Raw genomic sequence first — 18,483 nt, forward strand, 5'->3', positions numbered from 1 at the left:
GGGACGGCCGGCGACCCGATGCGGGCGCCCGGCGAGCGGGGAGAGCGAGCGTGGTTCGAGCTGATCGGCGCGTCATTGTGGTTGGCGCCCTTGCCATGAGCCTGGTGCTCGTCCTTTCGGCCTGCGGCCGCAGGGCGGGCCCCTATGCGCCGCCGCCGCCGGACCCGGCCACCCATCCGCAGCCGGAGCTCGGCCCCGACGGCAGCCGGAAATTCGTGCTCGATCCGATCCTGAACACCTAGACCGGTCCGAACGCCGGACCGGCGGACCGAGCACCGTTTCGGTTGCCGCAGAACCGGAACCGGGGCAGGTCCGTGATTGAGCGTGACCCGGCGTGCGCGCCCGCGCATGGTCCGGGTCGTTTCTTAGCAACAGCCTGGGTCCGGCCGCCGCCGACCCCGATCCCGGAGCGCTCGGGTGCATCATTTCGACTACCGCGAGGGTGTCCTCCACGCCGAGGACGTGTCCATTCCGACGATCGCCGAGGCCGTCGGAACGCCCTTCTACGTCTATTCCACCGCGACCTTCACGCGGCACCTCAACGTCTTCACCGAGGCGATGGAGGGTCTGCCGACGCTCGTCTGCTACGCCATGAAGGCGAACTCGAACCAGGCGGTGCTGACCACGCTGGCCCGGCTCGGCGCCGGCATGGACGTGGTCTCCGAGGGCGAGCTGCGCCGCGCGCTGGCGGCCGGCGTGCCGGGGGAGAAGATCGTCTACTCCGGCGTCGGCAAGACCGATGCGGAGATCGCCGCTGCGCTTGCCGCCGGCATCCTGTGCTTCAACGCGGAATCGCAGCCGGAACTGGCGCGGATCTCGGCGGTGGCGACCGGGATGGGCCTGGTGGCGCCGGTGTCGCTGCGCATCAACCCGGACGTCGATCCGAAGACCCACAAGAAGATCTCCACCGGCCAGCGCGAGACCAAGTTCGGCATTCCCTACGACAAGGCGCGGGCCGCCTTCGCCGAGGCGGCCAGGCTGCCCGGCCTGAAGGTCGTCGGCGTGGACATGCACATCGGCTCGCAGATCACCGCGCTGGAGCCGTTCGATCAGGCGTTCGACGTGCTCGGCACCCTCGTGGACCAGCTCCGCGCCGACGGCCACACGATCAGCCACGTGGACCTCGGCGGCGGTCTCGGCGTGCCCTATGACGGCACGCTGGAGCTGCCGCCGCGGCCGGAGGCCTATGCCGAGGTCATCCGCAAGCACGGCAACCGGTTCGGCTGCCGGATCATCCTGGAACCCGGCCGCATGATCGCCGGCAACGCCGGAATCCTCGTGACCGAGGTGATCTTCCGCAAGCGCGGCGAGGAGAAGGACTTCCTGATCGTCGACGCCGCGATGAACGACCTGGTGCGCCCGACTCTCTACGACGCCCACCACGATATCCTGCCGGTGGACGAGGCGGTCGCCGCGCGCAAGCCGGTGCGCACCGACGTTGTCGGCCCGGTCTGCGAGACGGGCGACTACCTGGCGCTCGACCGGATGCTGCCGGAGGCCGAACGCGGCGATCTGCTGGCGGTGATGACCGCCGGTGCCTATGGTGCGGTCCAGGCCGGGACCTACAACACCAGGCGGCTCGTGCCGGAAGTGCTGGTCAACGCAGACGCCTTCCATGTCGTCCGCCGACGGCCGACATACGAAGAATTGATCGGCCTCGACAGCCTGCCGCCCTGGCTCGACTGAGCGTCAAAGCTCCCGGAAACGCACAAATTCGCGGGAAACGGTCGGTCTTTGCGGCGCCCGCGACGGTTTGGCTGCCTTCAAATCGCCAGCCGGGTCGGGTCTTTTTCGATGCGTGCCTTAAATGACCTGATGGCACGGGGCATGCTAGCCTCGTGGCATGACGGCTGGATTGCGTGCGGCGACGGCATGGAGCGGGAATGACCAGACGGTCGGCAGCGGATGAGACGAGCATGACGGGACCGGCGGCCGATGCGGTCGCGATGCGTGTCGATCGCCTCGTGCGCCGGGCGCGGCTGTCGCTGCTGTGGGAGCGGCTGTGGCCGGCCCTGGCGCTGCCGCTGGCCGTCGTCTGCCTGTTCCTTGCGCTCTCCTGGCTTGGCCTCTGGCTGGCCGCTCCGTACTGGCTGCGCGTCGGCGGGCTCGCCGTGTTCGGCCTCGGCCTGCTGGCCGCGCTCGTGCCGCTGGCGCGGCTGCGCATCCCCGGCCGGCGCGAAGCCATCCATCGCCTCGAACTCCAATCGGGCGTGCCGCACCGGCCGCTGACGGCCTACGAGGACGATCCGGCCCTCGACACCGCAGACCGCGGCACCCGGGCGCTGTGGACCGCTCACCGGGCGCGCATGGTGGCGGCGCTGGAGCAGGTGTCGGCCCGGCTGCCGGCGCCGAAGCTCTACCGGCGCGATCCCTATGCCCTGCGCGCGGTGGTCGGCACCCTGCTGTTCGTCGGCCTCGCCGCCGGGTCCGGCGAGTACTGGTCGCGGATCAAGGCGGCGTTCGTCGTGCCGCCCGAGGCGACCGCCGAGCCGTCGCTGCGGCTGGACGCGTGGGTGTCGCCGCCGGCCTACACCGGCATGGCGCCGCTGTTCCTGACCGGCACGGCGCGCCCGCAGACCAACGAGATTTCCGTTCCTGTCGGCAGCGAGCTGGTGTTGCGCATCCAGGGCGCGTCGGACGTGACGGTCGACGTCGCCGCCGGCGGCGAGGTGCGCCCCGTCGAGACCGCGCCGGTCGGCGCGGCGGATGCCGACCCCAAGGCCGTGGTTGCGGCCGACGGCCCGCGCGAGGCGACGCTGGCGCTCACCGAGAGCGCCCGGGTCGAGGTGAAGAGTGGCGGCAGCGTGATCGAGAGCTGGCCGTTCTCGGTGGTGGCCGACGCCCCGCCGACGATCCGCTTTACCGACGATCCCACCGCAACCGTGCGCGGCGCGCTTGAGCTCCACTACGAGACGCAGGACGACTACGGGGTCAGCGAGGCACGCGCCGAGTTCAGGCTGGTGGAGAACCCGTCGTCGGTCGAGACCAGGGCCGAGCCGCGGCCGCTGATCGATGCGCCGGGCTTCGCGCTGGCGCTGCCGAGCCGCCGCGACGGGGCCGGCGCCGCGCGCACCCAGAAGGACCTGTCGGACCATCCGTGGGCCGGTGCGCTGGTCGAGGCGACGCTGGTCGCCACCGACGCCACTGGGCAGGAAGGGCGCAGCGAACCGCGCCGGTTCGTGCTGCCGTCGCGCAGCTTCTACCAGCCGGTTGCCCAGGCGCTGATCGAGCAGCGGCGGATCCTCGCCTACGACGCCAACGCGCAGGCGAACGTCATCGACGCCATTTCCTCCTTCATGCTCTACCCGCAGGCGATCTTCTCCAGCGACGGCCACTATCTGGCGGTCGATTCGGTCTACCGCGACCTGGTGGGGGCCGACGACGACGCGGCGCTGACCGAAGTCGTGGAGTCGCTCTGGAACGTCGCCGTGATGATCGAGGACGGCGAGCTGTCCGATGCCGAGCGGGCGCTGAAGGCGGCGCAGGAAGCGCTGAAGCAGGCGCTGCAGAACGGCGCCTCGGATCAGGAGATCGCCCGGCTCACCCAGGAACTGCGCGAGGCGATGAACCGCTACATGCGCGAGCTTGCCCAGCAGGCGATGCGTAATCCGCAGTCGGCCCAGCAGATGGACCCGAATGCCCAGATGCTGTCGCAGACCGATCTGGACCGCATGCTCGACCGGATCGAGGAACTGGCGAAGTCCGGCGCGCGCGACCAGGCCGAGCAGCTGCTGTCGGAAATGCAGCGGATGATGGAGAACCTGCAGGCCGGAACGCCGCAGATGTCGCCCCAGGGCGGCATGGGCGAGATGGAGCAGATGCTCGACCAGCTCGGCAAGATGATCCAGCGCCAGCAGGAACTGATGAACGAGACCCATCGCCTCGACCGCGACGGCCAGAACGGGCAGCAGGGACGTCGGCAGCCCGGCCGCCAGGGCGGCGAGCAGGACGGCATGGGCCAGAGCCCGCAGGAACTCGCCGAGCAGCTGCGCCGGCTGCAGGAAGGCCAGGGCCAGCTCGGCCAGCGCCTGCAGCAGCTCCTGGATCAGCTCGGCGACCAGGGCCTGCAGCCGAACGACCAGCTCGGCGAGGCGGGCGACGCGATGGGCCGGGCGGAGAACCAGCTCGGCCAGGGCCGTCCGGGCGAGGCGCTCGGCGACCAGGGCGAGGCGCTCGACCGGCTGCGCCAGGGTGCCCAGTCGCTGGCAAACGAGATGGCCGGCAACGGCAACCAGCCCGGCGGCAACCAGCCGGGCCAGACGGCCCAGGGCCAGGAGCGCGATCCGCTCGGCCGGTTCCGCCGCAACGAGGGCTCGGACATGACCAGCCGGGTGCAGATCCCCGACGAGATCGACGTACAGCGGGCGCGGCGCATCCTGGAAGAGCTGCGCAACCGCCTGAGCGATCCTCGCCGCCCGTCGATCGAGCTTGACTACCTGGAGCGGCTGCTGCCGGGCAACTGAGCCGAGGCCGGTCGCGCCACGCCCCGTGCCGTCCGGCAACCGGGTCGCTGCGGCTTGATTTGACGGCGCCCTGTCCACAGGGTTGACGCAGCGTCGCGGCGTCTGATTCGATCCGCGCCAGCACACCGTTTTCGTTCAGGGCGGTCCGGTCCGAACGGCAAATGCTCCAGGAGCCGATGTGATCCGCTTCGAGAATGTCGGACTGCGCTACGGGGTGGGGCCGGAGGTCCTGAAGGACGTCAGCTTCCATATCCCGCCGCGCTCCTTCCAGTTCCTGACGGGACCGTCGGGCGCCGGCAAAACGTCGTTGATCCGATTGATGTTTCTGTCGCTGAAGCCGACCCGGGGCTTCATGAGCGCCTTCGGCAAGGACGTCACCCGGATCTCCTCCACCGAGCTGCCGGGCCTGCGCCGGCGCATCGGCGTGGTGTTCCAGGACTTCCGCCTGCTCGACCACCTGACCACCTTCGAGAACGTGGCGCTGCCGCTCAGGGTGGCCGGCAAGGAGGAGAGCGACTACCGCACCGACGTGGTCGAACTGTTGCGCTGGGTCGGCCTCGGCCACCGCATGCACGCCTTTCCACCGGTTCTTTCCGGCGGCGAGAAGCAGCGCGCGGCGATCGCCCGGGCGCTGATCACCCAACCGGAGATGCTGCTCGCCGACGAGCCCACCGGCAACGTCGATCCGCCGCTGGCGCGCCGGCTGCTGCGGCTGTTCCTCGAGCTCAACCGGCTCGGCACCTCGGTGGTCATCGCCACCCATGACATCGGGCTGATGGACCAGGTGGACGCCCGCCGGCTGATCCTGTTCGACGGACGGCTGGAGGTTTCCGAGTAGTCCGATGGTCCGCTTCTTCCGCCGCAAGTCCCGGGACGAGGACGACGACGCATTCGCCGACGCGGACGAGCGCGACCCCAACGGCGGCCCCATCGGCTTCGACAGCACCTCGGCGACGAGCCCGATCGTGCCGGCGCGCTCGGTGGCGGGCCGGGCGCTGCTGTTCGTCATCGCCATCATGACCTTCCTGTCGTGCCTGACGGTGGGGGCGGTGACGCTGGTCAACGCCGCGGCGGGCGACTGGCAGTCGGACATCTCGCGCGAGATCACCATCCAGATCCGCCCGGTGGACGGGCAGGACATGCTGGCCAAGCTCGACGACGCGGTGCGCATCGCCGAGGCGCAGCCGGGCGTCGCCAGCGCCAGCGCGCTGTCGGTGGCCGACACCAACGCGCTGCTGGAGCCGTGGCTGGGCTCCGATCTCGACCTCGGCGAGCTGCCGGTGCCGCGCCTCGTGGTGGTCACGCTCGGCGATCCGGCGCTCCTCGACATCGCCGCCTTCCGTGCCGCCCTGTCGGCAAGTGTGCCGACCGCGACCGTCGACGACCATTCCACCTGGTCCGGCCAGCTCGCCTCGGTGGCGCGCACGGTGGTGATCGGCGGCTTTTCCATCGTCGCGCTGATGCTGATTGCGCTGGCGCTGTCGATCGTCTTCGCCACCCGCGCGGCGATCGCCTCCAACGTCCAGGTGATCGAGGTGCTGCATTTCGTCGGCGCGGAGAACGCCTTCGTCGCCCGCGAATTCCAGAAGCACTTCCTGCTGAAGGGGCTGATCGGCGGGCTCTTGGGCGGCGGCTCGGCGGTGGCCGTGTTCGTCGCCATCGAGATCGCGGCCGGCAGCGCGCGCGGCACCGCGGCGGTCGCCCAGGCCCAGGCGCTGCTCGGTCCCCTGACCATCGGACTTCCGGGCTATATTGCCGCACTCGCGATCGTATTCGCGGTGGCGATCCTCACCGCGCTCACGTCACGCATCGCCGTCCACAGGCATCTCACGCATCTGGATTGAGACGATTCGACCGGCTCCGGAGGCGGTGCGGAAAGAAATGCCTTTCCCGTGCCGCATTCGGAGCTAATCTCTACTGCCATGACGGACAGGATGATGGACGACGCCACGCGGATCAGTGCGCAGGTCGGGCGAAGGAGCGGGAATGACCGCTCCGCCGGGTCGATCGCGCTGTCGCGCGCCGGGCTGTTCACGTTCAGTGTCCTCGGCGCCTTCATCGTCGCCGGCTTCCTTTGGTTCGCCGACCAGGTGTCCGCCGCCCGCCAGCCGCCCGACCCGCACGCCGACGGGATCGTGGTGCTGACCGGCGGCTCCCAGCGTATCAACGGCGCCATCGCGCTTCTGGAAGAGGGGCGCGCCAACCGGCTGCTGATCACCGGCGTCAATCCGTCCACGACCGAAAGCCAGATCGCCACGGCCATCTCCGCCCGGCGCGACATCTTCGACTGCTGCGTCGACATCGACCGCGAGGCCCTCGACACCATCGAGAACGCCCAGCAGACCCGCAACTGGGCCCTGCCGCGCGGCTTCGAGCGGCTGATCGTGGTGACCAGCGCGTATCACATGCCGCGCACGCTGGCCGAGCTCAGGCGCGAGCTGCCCGACCGCCAGCTGATCCCGTTCCCGGTGGTCCACGAGGACCTGGAGCTGAACCACTGGTATCGCGACAGCGCGGCGATGAAGGTGATGGTGCGGGAGTACGCCAAGTTCGCGCTGGCCCGGCTCCGCCTCAGCCTGGAAGAGAGCGAGCCGACCCGCGAACTCGTCCGCATGGCCGCCGTCCGCCGCGACCTCTGAGCGCGGCGGCCGCCGCCAGCGCGGACTTTTCTTTTCCCTCCTCCTCCTGCATGTCTGATGGCGAGGATGCGCGCTCGGGAGAGCCGTGCATCCGGCCCGATGCCATGGGTCCGCACGCGTGGCACGGGGCGATCTGACCCGCGCCGCCGGCGCCGGGGCCCGCCATGGATCAGGTGTCGATGCTGCTTGCCCGCTCAATCGCCTTTCAAATCGCCTTCATCCTGAACGCCGCCGTCGTCACGCTCGCGTCCGTTCCGCTGTTCGTGCTGCCGCGGCGCGCCGGCATCTGGCCGATGAAGGTCTGGGCGCGTACCTCGCTGTTCTGGCTCCGGGTCATCTGCGGAACCAGGATCGAGGTGCGCGGGCGCGAGCACATCCCGACGCAGGGCGCGCTGATCGCCGCCAAGCACCAGGCGGCATGGGAAACCTTCGCGCTGATGCCGCTGATGCCCGATCCGGTGTTCATCCTGAAGCGGGAGCTGTTCCACGTGCCGCTGTGGGGCTGGTACGCGCGCAAGTTCGGCATGATCGGCATCGACCGCAGCGCCGGCACCAAGGCTCTGTCCGAGATCGCCGAGAAAGGGCAGGCGGCCATCGACGCCGGGCGCCAGGTGATCATCTTTCCGGAAGGCACGCGGACGAAGCCGGGCGCGGCGCCCGCCTACAAGAACGGCACGGCGCATCTCTATCACCGGCTGGACCGCCCGGTGGTGCCGGTGGCGCTCAATTCGGGCCTCTACTGGCCGCGCCACACGATGAAGCGCTATCCGGGGACGATCATCGTGGAGTTCCTGCCGGCGATCCCGCCCGGCATGGGGTTGAAGGCGTTCCGCAACAAGCTCGTCGAGGAGATCGAGACGGCGTCGGACCGGCTCTACCTCGAGGGCTGCCGGGAGCGCGGGCTGCCGGTGCCCGAGATCGAGCCCGCTCAGGCCCGGTAGCGGCGCAGGCGCCCTTCGAGGGTGCCGCTGTGCAGCTCGAACAGGTGGTTGTCGTAGTCGTAGAAATAGATCGAATGCCCCTCTCCCTCGACGCGCGAGCGCCCTTCGCGGACTTCCAGGCCAAGGGATCGGATGCGGTGGAGCCGGTCCTCGTAATCGTCGGCCCCCATCTTGAAGGCCACATGATTGTAGGTCTGGCGGGGCAACGGCTCGCCCTCCATGGTGGCCACCCATAGCCCGCCGACGTCGAAGAACCGCTCCTTGGAGAGCGAGAAGGTGGCGTCGCCGCTGTCGTAGATCTTCCGAGCGTCCAGAACGGTGGTCAGCATCTCTTCCATCCGGTCGAGGTTGCTGACGATGAACGTCATGTGGCTCAGGCCCTCGATCATTGCTCGACTCCTGGTCTCCCGCTTACCCGCCGCGAACACCGCCTAGCTGGGGCGTCTGGCACGGTGAGAGAGCCCATGCACCGCGGACCGGGTCCCGATCCTCAGGCGGATGCCTTCAGTGCCTCCGACAGCCAGTGCAGCATGTCGTCGCGCATCCCGATTTCCTCCAGGTGGGCGGCGGTGGCGTGGATGTATTCGGGGTTCGGGCCGGACTGACCCTTCGCGTCGCGGACCACCTCCAGCAGCCGCTCGCGCGGCAGCAGGCCCGCGTACTGGCGGTGGCTGCGATCGACCACGTAGGTGAGGGCGTCGATCTCGCGGCCGCTGCCGTCCTCCAGGCGTCCGCGCAGGATCTTCTCGCTGTAGACGGCGGTGACCTGCTCGCGTTCGCGGAGATAGGCGATGGTCGCCTCGCGATCCTCCTCGGCGACCCGGAAGGCCCGGCCGAGGCAGGAGCCGCCGCGGTCGAGGCCGAGGACGAGGCCCGGATGCTCAGGCGTGCCCCGGTGTACCCAGGAGTAGACGCAGAGCCGCCGGTGACGGCCCTTCAGCCGGGCGGGAGCGGCCTCGACGAACGGAAAACCCGGCCGCCACATCAGCGAGCCGTACCCGAATACCCACAAATCATCACTCATCGTCGTTCGACCGAATGCCGTTCCGTCCCGTGGCGCCCGGGTCTCACCTAGCATCATTCGCGCCCGAAGAAAGCCGTTCGTCGCATGCGTCGTTCTGGCCGCTCCACGCGTTCTCGACATGGAGTATGGCGTAACTTATGGGATCGGGTTCGTCTTTCCGCCCGGATCGCAGATCGATGTGCGGCCAGCCGGGCGTGCACAGGTCCGGGACCGAGGGGTATCGCCCGGGACCGGGCGGGGCGTGACGGATTTCCGTGGGAAGCAGGAGGGTACCCGTGGCAAGTACCGATGAGACCGTACCGACCAAGGGGCCGTCCCGCATGAGGCGTCGGGTGCTGATCCTCGGATCGGTGCTGGTTGCCGTGGCCGTCCTGTGGTCGGTCTTCTGGTTCATCGCCGCCGCCTACGCCGAGCGCACCTTCCTGAAAGTGGTCGACGACGGTGTGGAGCAGGGCGTCGATCTCGACTGCGCCAACCGGCGCATCGAGGGCTATCCGTTCCGCATCGAGCTGCGCTGCGGCGAGGGGACGAGCCTGACCACGGCGGACGGGGTGGTGACGGTGTCGAGCCTGACCGCGGTCGCGCTCATCTACAATCCGCGCCACGTCATTGCCGAATTCGGGTCGCCGGCCGTGATCAGCCAGACGGCGTTTGCGGAAACGCGGGTGGAGTGGTCGCTGGCGCATGCCAGTCTCGTGACGGACGGATCGGAGACCGGCCGGTTCGCGCTCTCCATCGTGGAGCCGCGCGTCACCTCGTTCGGGCTGCCGCCGGTCGACGCGAAACTCGCCGAGCTGCATCTGCGCAACGATCCGGCCACCCCCGATGCGGTCGACGTCGCGGCGCGCCTTGACGGCCTGAACGCCATGGCCGGCCAGCCTCCCGTCGATTTCCAGGCGATCGGCGTGCTCAAGAACGCCCGGACGCTGATGGCCGCGATCCAGGGCGGTCCGATGATGATCGCCGCCGCGGGCGACGGGTTTCCGGTGGAGCTGACGCGGCTGTCGCTGTCGGCAGGGGATGCCGCGGTGTCGGCGGCGGGCGACGTCACGGTGCGGACCGACGGCGCGCTGGACGGCGCCGTCACCGTCGCGGTGACCACCGGCGAGGGACGTCTGCCCTATCTGGACGGGGTCCTGTCGCCCCAGGAGGCCGATACGCTGCGCAGCGTCATGCAGACCGTCCTGAACTTCGGCAAGCAGACCGAGATCGACGGCAAGCCGGCGCGGTCGTTTCCGCTGTCGATCGCGGCCGGCCGCGTGTCAGCCGGCCTGTTTCCGATCGGCCGCATTCCTCCGGTTCCCTTCGCCCTTCTCTTCGGCGGCTGATCCGTCCCGCGTGGCGGGGCGGCGGCCGAAGTCCGGCGCGTCGACCTCCTGGCCGGCATCGATGATGCCGCGGCGGATGGCGCGCGTCCGGGTGAAGGTGTCGAACAGCATGTCGCCCTCGCCCCAGCGGATCGCCCGCTGGAGCGCGGAGAGATCCTCGGAGAAGCGGCCCAGGGCCTCGATGACGGCCTCCCGGTTGTGCAGGAACACGTCGCGCCACATGGTCGGGTCGGAGGCGGCGAGACGCGTGAAGTCGCGAAAGCCGCCGGCGGAGAACTTGATCACTTCCGACTGGGTGACGTCTTCCAGGTCGTCCGCCGTGCCGACGATGTTGTAGGCGATCAGGTGCGGCAGGTGGCTGGTGACGGCCAGCACCAGGTCATGGTGCTCGGGCGTCATCGTTTCCACGTTGGCGCCGAGCCCGGTCCAGAACGCCGAGACCAGCTCGATGGCCTGACGGTCGGTTTCCTCGGTCGGCGTGATGATGCACCAGCGGTTCTCGAACAGTTCGGCGAAGCCCGCCGAAGGCCCGGAGTTCTCGGTGCCCGCGACCGGATGCGCCGCGACGAAACGGGCCGGATACGGAAGCTTCGGCAGCATCTGGCGGATGACGCTCGCCTTCACCGAACCGGTGTCGGTGATCAGCGTCTCCGGGGTGACCAAGGAGGCGAACTCCTCGGCGACGCTGCCGGCAGCGCCCACCGGAACGCAGGAGACGATCAGGTCTGCCCCGCGCGCGGCATCCGCCGCGCTCGCCGCGTAGCTGTCGCCCAGGCCGAGACGCTCCGCCTCGGCCAGCGCGTCCGGATTGGCGTCCGCGATGGCGATGTGACCGGCCAGGCCCTGCGCGCGCACCTTGCGGGCGATGGACGAGCCGATGAGGCCGATGCCGACGATGGCGACCCGGCCGAAGAGGGGATCAGCCATCGGCCGGCTGCCCCCCGGCCTGCGCCATGTACCGGGTGAGGGCCGCAACCGTCGCCTTGTTGGCGGTTTCCGTGCCGACCGACATGCGCAGCGCGTTCGGCAGGCCGTAGGGATCCAGACGGCGCAGCACGATGCCTTCGTCCAGCAGATACTGGTCGGCGGCCGCAGCGCTGATGCCGGGCCGGTCGGGGAAGTTGAGCAGCAGGAAGTTGCCCTGGCTCGGCGTCACGTCGATGCCGATCGCGGTGAAGGCTTCCGTGAGCCACGGCAGCCAGGTCGCGTTGTGGTCGACGGCCGCCTCCATGAAGGCGCGGTCGCGGATGGCGGCGCAGGCGGCGGCGATCCCCGGCGCGTTGACGTTGAACGGCCCGCGGATGCGATTGATCGCGTCGACGATGTGCTCGGGAGCGTAGAGCCAGCCGACGCGCAGCGCGGCGAGGCCGTGGATCTTCGAGAAGGTCCGTGTCATCACGACGTTCTCGCTGGCGCCCGACAGCTCGATGCCCGCCTCGTAGTCGTTGCGGCGGACATATTCCGCGTAGGCGGCGTCCAGGACCAGCAGGACGTGCGGCGGCAGGCCAGCGTGCAGCCGGCGGACTTCCGACTGGGGCAGGTAGGTGCCGGTCGGGTTGTTCGGATTGGCCAGGAAGACGACGCGCGTCCGCTCGGTGACGGCGGCGAGGATGCGGTCGACGTCGGCGGTCTTGTCGGTCTCCGGCACGACGACGGGCACGCCGCCGGAGGCGAGCGTCACGATGCGGTAGACCAGGAAGCCGTGCTCGGTGAAGATCGCTTCGTCGCCGGGACCGATATAGGCATGGGCGATCATGCCGAGGAGGTCGTCGGAGCCGTTGCCGCAGACGATGCGGGCCGGGTTCAGGCCCATCGCCTCGCCGATCGCCCCGCGCAGCGCCGTGGACGCGCCGTCAGGGTAAAGCTCCAGTGCCTTGCCGACGGACAGGTAGGCCTCGATGGCCTTCGGGCTCGCGCCGAGCGGCGTCTCGTTGGAGGAGAGCTTGTGGTACTCGCGAACCTGCGCGCCCTTCGACTTGCCGGGCACGTAGGCGTTGATCGCCATGACGCCGGGACGCGGGACGGGACGGGTTGCGGTCATGCCCTGACTCATCACTTGGGCTCCTTGTGGGACGTCATTTCGCCGAAACTGGCCGCCGTGACCAGCTCCGGGTCGTACTGGCCGACCAGCGCGAGCGACGGCGGGGCGATGTCGCCGGCCTGACGCCACTGGTCGAGAAGGATGTCGGCCGAGGCCTGGGTGGCGACGAGCGCGAAGGCCTCGGTGCCGTCGCCGGCGGTGGCAAGGTATTCGGCGCCGTCGATGGCGGGCGGCGTGGCCGCGCCCTGCCAGACGAGAGCGAACACGTTGACGCTGCCGGCGGCGGGGCCGACCTTGGCACCGGCGATCAGCAGGCAATCGCTGGCCTCGCCCACGGGCCGGGCGAACCGGGCGACCACGTGGACGCCGTCGGCCGCGAGCCCGCGCCACCAGGGGCCGGATGCCGACAGCGGCACGATGCCGAGGTCGCCTTCGTTGCGCTCCAGCACGCGCACCGCGACGGCGGCGTCGCTCGGCTCGGCCAGCGCCGGCGAGAAGCCGAACCAGAACCGGGCGAGATCGCGCATGCCGCCGTCGGCGCCGGACAGGCCGACGACGTGGACGCGAAAGGTCCGCTGCAGGTCACAGAAGGCGGAGATGACGGAGCGCCAGACGTGGGTGACGATCGCCGGAGGCAGCGGCCCGCCGTGCGCCTCCAGGCGGCGCTTCACGACGTCACCTTCGCGGGCGGGCTGGATCACCACCGCGGACGGCGAGGGACCCTTCGCCGCCACGATGTCGGAGACGGTCTGCGCCCGCTCCATCAGAAGGGCATGGATCTCCGCATCGATCGAATCGATGCGGTGCCTGAGCGAATCGAGCGTCACCGGGGCCGGAGCCGATGACCCCCGGGAGGCCGAGTTTGACATGAGGAACACCACGAAGAGCGCGCGTTCTCGTTAGCCGCGCAAGCCGACACACTTAGAAGAGCGCCGGGCCAAAATCAAAGAAAACATTGACACCCGCCAAGGCCGTTTCCTAGCTACCCCTCCATTGCGCGGGGCAATGTTGCGTATCCGGGACCCTGATGACCCAACTGCCAGATCATGACGATGCCGTCGGTCTTGCCCGGCTCCGGGAGGTCGATGCGCCATCGAGCATGGTGGAGGTGTTCGGGGACGACCAGCCGCTGGCCCTCGACGCTGGCCGTTCGCTCGCGCCGTGGCAGATCGCCTACACGACCCACGGCAAGCTGAACGCCGAGCGCTCCAACGCCATCCTCGTCTGCCACGCGCTGACGGGCGACCAGTATGTCGCCTCTCCCCATCCGATCACCGGCAAGCCCGGCTGGTGGAGCCTGATGGTCGGACCCGGCCGGCCGATCGACACCGACCGCTTCTTCGTCCTCTGCGCCAACGTGCTCGGCGGCTGCGCGGGGACGACGGGGCCGGCCTCGCGCGCCCCCGGCGGCGGCAAGCGCTACGGCCTCGACATGCCGCTGGTGACGATCGCCGACATGGTGCGCGCCCAGGCGATGCTGCTCGACCGGCTGGGCATCGACAAGCTGTTCGCCGTGGTCGGCGGCTCGATGGGCGGCATGCAGGTGCTGGAGTGGGCGGCGAGCTATCCCGAGCGGGTGTTCGCGGCGCTGCCGATCGCCGCCGGCGCCCGGCATTCCTCCCAGAACATCGCCTTCCACGAGGTCGGCCGGCAGGCCATCATGGCCGACCCGAACTGGCGAGGCGGGCGCTACCTGGAAGAGGGCGTCAGCCCGAAGAAGGGGCTGTCGGTCGCGCGCATGGCGGCCCACATCACCTACGTGTCGGAGCCGGCGCTGCACTCCAAGTTCGGGCGCGCGCTGCAGGACCGTGAGCAGATCACCTTCGGCTTCGACGCCGACTTCCAGATCGAGAGCTACCTGCGGCACCAGGGCTCCACCTTCGTCGACCGATTCGACGCCAACTCCTACCTCTACGTCACCCGGGCGATGGATTATTTCGACATGGCGGCCGACCACGGCGGCATCCTGGCGAACGCGTTCCGGCGCTCGCCGACGCGCTTCTGCGTCATCTCGTTCACCAGCGACTGGCTGTTCCCGACCAAGGAAAGCCGCGCCGTCGTGCACGCCCTCAACGCCGCCGGCGCGAACGTGTCCTTCGTCGAGATCGAGACCGACCGCGGCCACGATTCCTTCCTGCTGGACGAGCCGGAGCTGTTCCGCGTCACCCGCGGCTTCCTCACGGGCGCGGCCCATGTGCGGGGCATCGAGCCCCCGGGACCGGCGGCATGACGGAGATCGCGCTGAAGCGGGGGCGGTTCGATCTGGAGGCCGTCGCCGATCTGGTGGAGCCCGGATCGCGGGTGCTGGACGTCGGCTGCGGCGACGGCGGGCTGATGGAGCTGCTCGCCACCCGAAAGGGCGTCGACGCGCGCGGCATCGAGCTGTCGCAGACGGGAGTGAACGAGTGCGTGGCCCGGGGGCTGTCGGTGATCCAGGGCGACGCCGACGCGGACCTGTTCGGCTATCTCGACAATTCGTTCGACTACGTCATCCTGAGCCAGACGCTGCAGGCGACACGCGACCCGAAGAGCGTGCTGCAGAACCTTTTGCGGATCGGCGGCAAGGTGATCATCTCGTTCCCGAACTTCGGCCACTGGCGGATGCGCCTGCAGCTGCTGTTCCAGGGCCGGATGCCGATCACCCCGCACCTGCCGGAGCCGTGGTACGCCACGCCCAACATCCACTTCTGCACCATCCGCGACTTCGTCAGCCTGTGCGAGGAGCTCGACGTGACGGTGGAGCAGGCTATCGCGCTCAACGGCGTCGGAGGACGGATGCCGATCCGGGCGCCGTGGTGGTTCTGGAATCTGTTCGGCGAGCAGGCGGTGTTTCTGCTGCATCGCTGAGGCAGGCACTGGCCCCCGCCGTCGGGCTCGGCGCCAGCGCCGGCGCGAAGACGGGCACGCGCCGCTTGCGGCCCGAGACGATCGGCTGGGTCATTCGCTTTTCCGCCTCGACCATGACGACGCCGGCGAGCTTCGGCCAGAAGCGCGACCCCATCCGGTCCCAGCCGCGCGCCGATCCCAGCACCGATCGCGCGGTGGAGGGCGGCACGAACAGCGCGTGCTCCACCCGCGAGGGGGTGAACGACAGGTCCTCGACCAGCCGGGTAATCTGGCCGCGAGTGAACGGGCGGCCGACGCCGAACGGTGTCGTCTCGAGCCGTGCCCAGAGGCCGGTGCGGTTGGCCACCACCACCAGGACCCGCCCGCCCGGAGCCAGCACCCGCCAGACCTCCCGCAGCAGCGTGTTCGGCGCGGTGGTCGCCTCCAGGGCATGGACGACGAGGACGCGCGACACGCTGGCGTCGGGCAGCGGAAGGCAGTCGTCCAGCACCAGTGCCGTCGCGGACGGCCCTTCCGGGGGCCAGGCGAACACGCCGTGCTGGGCCGGCATGAAGCCCATCACCCGTTCGGCCTCCTCCTTGAAGGGACGCAGGTACGGTGTGGCGTGGCCGAGCCCCAGAACCCGCTCGCGGCGCAGGTCCGGCCAGATGTCCCGGATCTGCGTGCTCAGAAGCTGACGGACGATCCGGCCCTGAGGCGAGAGATAGAAGTTCCGGATCTCGATCGCTTCGAGGTGCATGGAGCGGCCCATCCGTCCGAGGGTCGAAATTCCGTGTTCATGCCTTAAGTCGGGATGATAGGACAATTTGGCAATGGAAACCGGGAGACAGCCATGGCCGACGCCGACATCCGCCTCATCCCCTGCCGCTCGGACAACTACGCCGTGCTGGTCCACGACCCGGAAAGCGGCACGACGCTGCTCGTCGATGCGCCCGAGGCCGCGCCGATCGCCAGGGTGCTCGACGAAACCGGCTGGGCGCTCACCCACATCCTGATCACCCATCATCACCCCGACCACGTCGAGGGCATTGCGGCGCTGAAGGCGCGGGGCGGGGTCACGGTGATCGGCCCCCATGACGAGGCGAGCCGGATCGACGGCCTCGACGAACTTCTCAACGACGGCGAGAGCGCCACCATCGGTCCTTGGGCGGTACGCGCGATCTCCACGCCCGGCCATACCTCCGGACCGCTCTCCTACTGGCTCCCGGGCCTCCACATCGCGTTCACCGGCGACACCCTGTTCGCCATGGGATGCGGCCGGCTGTTCGAGGGGGACGCGGCGACCATGTGGGCATCGCTGCTGACCCTGCGGCAGGTGCTCCCCGACGAGACCCGCATCTATTGCGGCCACGAATACACCCAGAAGAACGCCGAGTTCGCCACCAGCGTCGACACCGACAACGCCGCCCTCGCGGCGCGCGGCAAGGAGGTCGAGGCGGCGCGCGCCAGGGGCGAGCCGACGGTGCCGACGACCATGCGGGCGGAAAAGGAGACGAACCCGTTCCTGCGGGCCGACGATCCGGCGCTTGCCGAGAAGCTCGGCCTCGTGCGCGCCGAACCGGCCGACGTGTTTGCCGAGCTGAGGAGCCGCCGCGACGTCTTCTGACGACCGCGCTCCGTCCACCCGATCAACGCGACCAGGGACCTGACAATGCAGTCACTCACCGCTGAGGCGATCATCGAGCACCTCGACCTCCTTCCCCATCCCGAAGGGGGCCATTTCCGCGAGACCTTCCGCGACGGGGCCGGTCATCAGGATCGCGCCCATTCGACGGCGATCTACTACCTGCTGGCGGCGGGCCAGGTGTCGCACTGGCACCGGGTGGACGCGGTCGAGGTCTGGCACTGGTATGCGGGCGGGCCGCTCGAGCTGATCATTTCTGCGGATGGGTCCGACAGCACCGCGCACCAGCTCGGGCCCAACCTGCTCGCCGGCGAACGGCCGCAGCTGGTGGTGCCCGCCCATGCGTGGCAGACCGCCCGGCCGCTGGGGGAGTGGACCCTCATCGGCTGCACCGTGGCGCCGGGCTTCCTGTTCGAGGGGTTCGAGCTGGCGGCGCCCGATTGGCGGCCGGTCACGCGAAGCTGACCGCTGCCACGCGCGGAAATCGGAATTTCGTGTCTTTCAATTCGTCATGACCGTCCCGATCTAAGGGGGCGCGCGCGTTTGCACTCACATCAATCGCCCCGACGGTTCCTTCTCCAAGCGGTCATGAATGATTTTCATTGAAATTGCGGTCGGGGTGCTCGGCCTTCTCGGCGGCGGCGAACTTCTCGTGCGCGGCGCCTCACGGCTCGCCGTCCGCCTGGGCATGTCGCCGCTGGTGGTCGGGGTCACCATCGTCGGGTTCGGCACCTCGGTGCCGGAACTGGTAACCTGTCTGGAGGCCGCCTGGAGAGGCGCGCCCGGCATTGCGGTCGGCAACATCGTCGGCTCCAACATCGCCAACATCCTGCTGATCCTCGGTGCCGCCGCCGCGATCCGGCCGTTCATGTGCTCGCGCGCCGCCGTGGTGCGCGATGGCGGGCTGGTCATCGCCACCGCGCTCGCCTTCACCGTCGTGGCCATGACCGGCGAACTGGAGCGCTGGATGGGGGCGCTGTTCGTGGCGGGCCTGGTCGCCTACCTGGGCTGGCTGTATATGAGCGAGCGCAACACGGGCGGCGAACTGGCCGCCGCTGGGGACGTGCCGTCGGTCGCCGAGATTTCCGGCGGCGATGACAGGTTCTTCTTTCGCTTCCCGTGGATCGTCGACGCCGCGCTGGTGATTGCCGGCATCGTCATCGTCGTTGTCGGTGCCAATTTCCTCGTCGACGGCGCGGTGAGCATCGCCCGCATGTTCGACATTTCCGAGGATGTGATCGGCCTGACGCTGGTCGCACTGGGCACCTCGCTGCCCGAACTCGCCACCTCGGTCGTGGCGGCCGTGCGCAAGCAGTCGGAGATTGCGCTCGGCAACGTGCTGGGCTCCAACATCTACAACATCCTCGGCATCGGCGGCATCACGGCCCTCGTTCATCCGATCCCGGTTTCTCAGGCGATGCTGATGTTCGATTTCCCGATCATGGTGGGCGTGTCGATCGCCATGGTGGTGATGGCGCGCAGTCGGGGCCGGATGTCGCGTGGCGAGGGCCTACTGCTCCTCGGCGCCTACGTGGCCTATATCGGCGTGCTGTACAGCGGCATGGCCTGAGGCGGT

General features: G+C 69.4%; 17 protein-coding genes and 2 pseudogenes. 13 read left to right on the plus strand and 6 right to left on the minus strand.

The window, feature by feature from the left end; all coding sequences use genetic code 11:
- Positions 1 to 50 precede the first annotated feature (50 nt).
- From AB7M35_RS15335 to AB7M35_RS15365, 7 genes and pseudogenes are all read left to right on the plus strand, one after another.
- A complete protein-coding gene (locus AB7M35_RS15335) occupies positions 51 to 242 on the plus strand; it encodes a hypothetical protein (protein WP_453961229.1) in 192 nt (63 codons plus the stop codon).
- A gap of 175 nt (positions 243 to 417) precedes the next feature.
- Entirely contained in the window at positions 418 to 1,686 is a 1,269-nt protein-coding gene (gene lysA, locus AB7M35_RS15340; RefSeq protein WP_453961230.1) for a diaminopimelate decarboxylase, read from the plus strand.
- 230 nt (positions 1,687 to 1,916) lie between these two features.
- Positions 1,917 to 4,463, plus strand: coding sequence for a TIGR02302 family protein (locus AB7M35_RS15345; protein WP_453961231.1), 2,547 nt, complete (start codon positions 1,917 to 1,919; stop codon positions 4,461 to 4,463).
- A gap of 178 nt (positions 4,464 to 4,641) precedes the next feature.
- The gene (ftsE, locus tag AB7M35_RS15350) at positions 4,642 to 5,301 is read left to right on the plus strand and encodes a cell division ATP-binding protein FtsE (RefSeq protein WP_453961232.1); all 660 of its coding nucleotides are present in this window, start codon (positions 4,642 to 4,644) and stop codon (positions 5,299 to 5,301) included.
- Between the two features lie 4 nt (positions 5,302 to 5,305).
- Entirely contained in the window at positions 5,306 to 6,307 is a 1,002-nt protein-coding gene (locus tag AB7M35_RS15355; protein ID WP_453961233.1) for a cell division protein FtsX, read from the plus strand.
- 93 nt (positions 6,308 to 6,400) lie between these two features.
- Positions 6,401 to 7,102 carry a YdcF family protein gene (locus tag AB7M35_RS15360; protein ID WP_453961234.1) on the plus strand — a complete coding sequence of 234 codons (702 nt, stop codon included), beginning with the start codon at positions 6,401 to 6,403 and terminating at the stop codon, positions 7,100 to 7,102.
- 293 nt (positions 7,103 to 7,395) lie between these two features.
- A pseudogene (locus AB7M35_RS15365) lies at positions 7,396 to 7,815 on the plus strand (lysophospholipid acyltransferase family protein); the annotation flags it as partial.
- 169 nt (positions 7,816 to 7,984) lie between these two features.
- On the opposite strand, the pseudogene fosX reads toward AB7M35_RS15365, so the two are convergent.
- Positions 7,985 to 8,432, minus strand: a pseudogene (gene fosX, locus AB7M35_RS15370) (FosX/FosE/FosI family fosfomycin resistance hydrolase); the annotation flags it as partial.
- A gap of 101 nt (positions 8,433 to 8,533) precedes the next feature.
- A complete protein-coding gene (locus AB7M35_RS15375) occupies positions 8,534 to 9,067 on the minus strand; it encodes a gamma-glutamylcyclotransferase (RefSeq protein WP_453961235.1) in 534 nt (177 codons plus the stop codon).
- A 275-nt stretch (positions 9,068 to 9,342) separates the two neighbouring features.
- On the opposite strand from AB7M35_RS15375, the gene AB7M35_RS15380 reads away from it, so the two are divergent.
- Positions 9,343 to 10,395 (plus strand): DUF2125 domain-containing protein, encoded by a 1,053-nt coding sequence (locus AB7M35_RS15380; protein ID WP_453961236.1) that lies wholly within the window; start codon positions 9,343 to 9,345, stop codon positions 10,393 to 10,395.
- Here the strand turns inward: AB7M35_RS15380 and AB7M35_RS15385 are convergent.
- From AB7M35_RS15385 to AB7M35_RS15395, 3 genes are read right to left on the minus strand one after another with little or no spacing between them, the layout of a single operon-like run.
- Positions 10,330 to 11,322, minus strand: coding sequence for a prephenate/arogenate dehydrogenase family protein (locus tag AB7M35_RS15385; RefSeq protein ID WP_453961237.1), 993 nt, complete (start codon positions 11,320 to 11,322; stop codon positions 10,330 to 10,332). The genes AB7M35_RS15380 and AB7M35_RS15385 overlap by 66 nt on opposite strands.
- Positions 11,315 to 12,436 carry a histidinol-phosphate transaminase gene (gene hisC, locus AB7M35_RS15390; protein ID WP_453961238.1) on the minus strand — a complete coding sequence of 374 codons (1,122 nt, stop codon included), beginning with the start codon at positions 12,434 to 12,436 and terminating at the stop codon, positions 11,315 to 11,317. The genes AB7M35_RS15385 and hisC overlap by 8 nt, the downstream gene beginning before the upstream one ends.
- A gap of 11 nt (positions 12,437 to 12,447) precedes the next feature.
- Positions 12,448 to 13,263: a chorismate mutase gene (locus tag AB7M35_RS15395; RefSeq protein ID WP_453961239.1), complete on the minus strand. Its 816-nt coding sequence runs from the start codon at positions 13,261 to 13,263 to the stop codon at positions 12,448 to 12,450.
- A gap of 200 nt (positions 13,264 to 13,463) precedes the next feature.
- Between AB7M35_RS15395 and metX the strand changes: the two genes are divergently transcribed.
- Together metX and metW are read left to right on the plus strand one after the other, a co-directional pair.
- Positions 13,464 to 14,666, plus strand: a complete 1,203-nt coding sequence (gene metX / locus AB7M35_RS15400) for a homoserine O-acetyltransferase MetX (protein ID WP_453961240.1) — start codon at positions 13,464 to 13,466, stop codon at positions 14,664 to 14,666.
- Positions 14,663 to 15,283, plus strand: coding sequence for a methionine biosynthesis protein MetW (metW, locus tag AB7M35_RS15405; protein WP_453961241.1), 621 nt, complete (start codon positions 14,663 to 14,665; stop codon positions 15,281 to 15,283). Before metX ends, metW begins: the two co-directional genes overlap by 4 nt.
- Here metW and AB7M35_RS15410 read toward each other — a convergent pair.
- Positions 15,192 to 16,022 carry a class I SAM-dependent methyltransferase gene (locus AB7M35_RS15410; RefSeq protein ID WP_453961242.1) on the minus strand — a complete coding sequence of 277 codons (831 nt, stop codon included), beginning with the start codon at positions 16,020 to 16,022 and terminating at the stop codon, positions 15,192 to 15,194. The genes metW and AB7M35_RS15410 overlap by 92 nt on opposite strands.
- 93 nt (positions 16,023 to 16,115) lie before the next feature.
- Between AB7M35_RS15410 and gloB the strand changes: the two genes are divergently transcribed.
- The 3 genes from gloB (at position 16,116) to AB7M35_RS15425 (ending at position 18,477) form a co-directional block, all read left to right on the plus strand.
- Positions 16,116 to 16,889, plus strand: a complete 774-nt coding sequence (gene gloB, locus AB7M35_RS15415; protein WP_453961243.1) for a hydroxyacylglutathione hydrolase — start codon at positions 16,116 to 16,118, stop codon at positions 16,887 to 16,889.
- Positions 16,890 to 16,934: 45 nt separating this feature from the next.
- Positions 16,935 to 17,372, plus strand: a complete 438-nt coding sequence (locus AB7M35_RS15420) for a cupin domain-containing protein (protein ID WP_453961244.1) — start codon at positions 16,935 to 16,937, stop codon at positions 17,370 to 17,372.
- Between the two features lie 127 nt (positions 17,373 to 17,499).
- Positions 17,500 to 18,477, plus strand: coding sequence for a calcium/sodium antiporter (locus AB7M35_RS15425; RefSeq protein WP_453961245.1), 978 nt, complete (start codon positions 17,500 to 17,502; stop codon positions 18,475 to 18,477).
- The last annotated feature ends 6 nt before the right edge of the window (positions 18,478 to 18,483 follow it).

It is taken from the genome of Amorphus suaedae, from assembly GCF_053629675.1.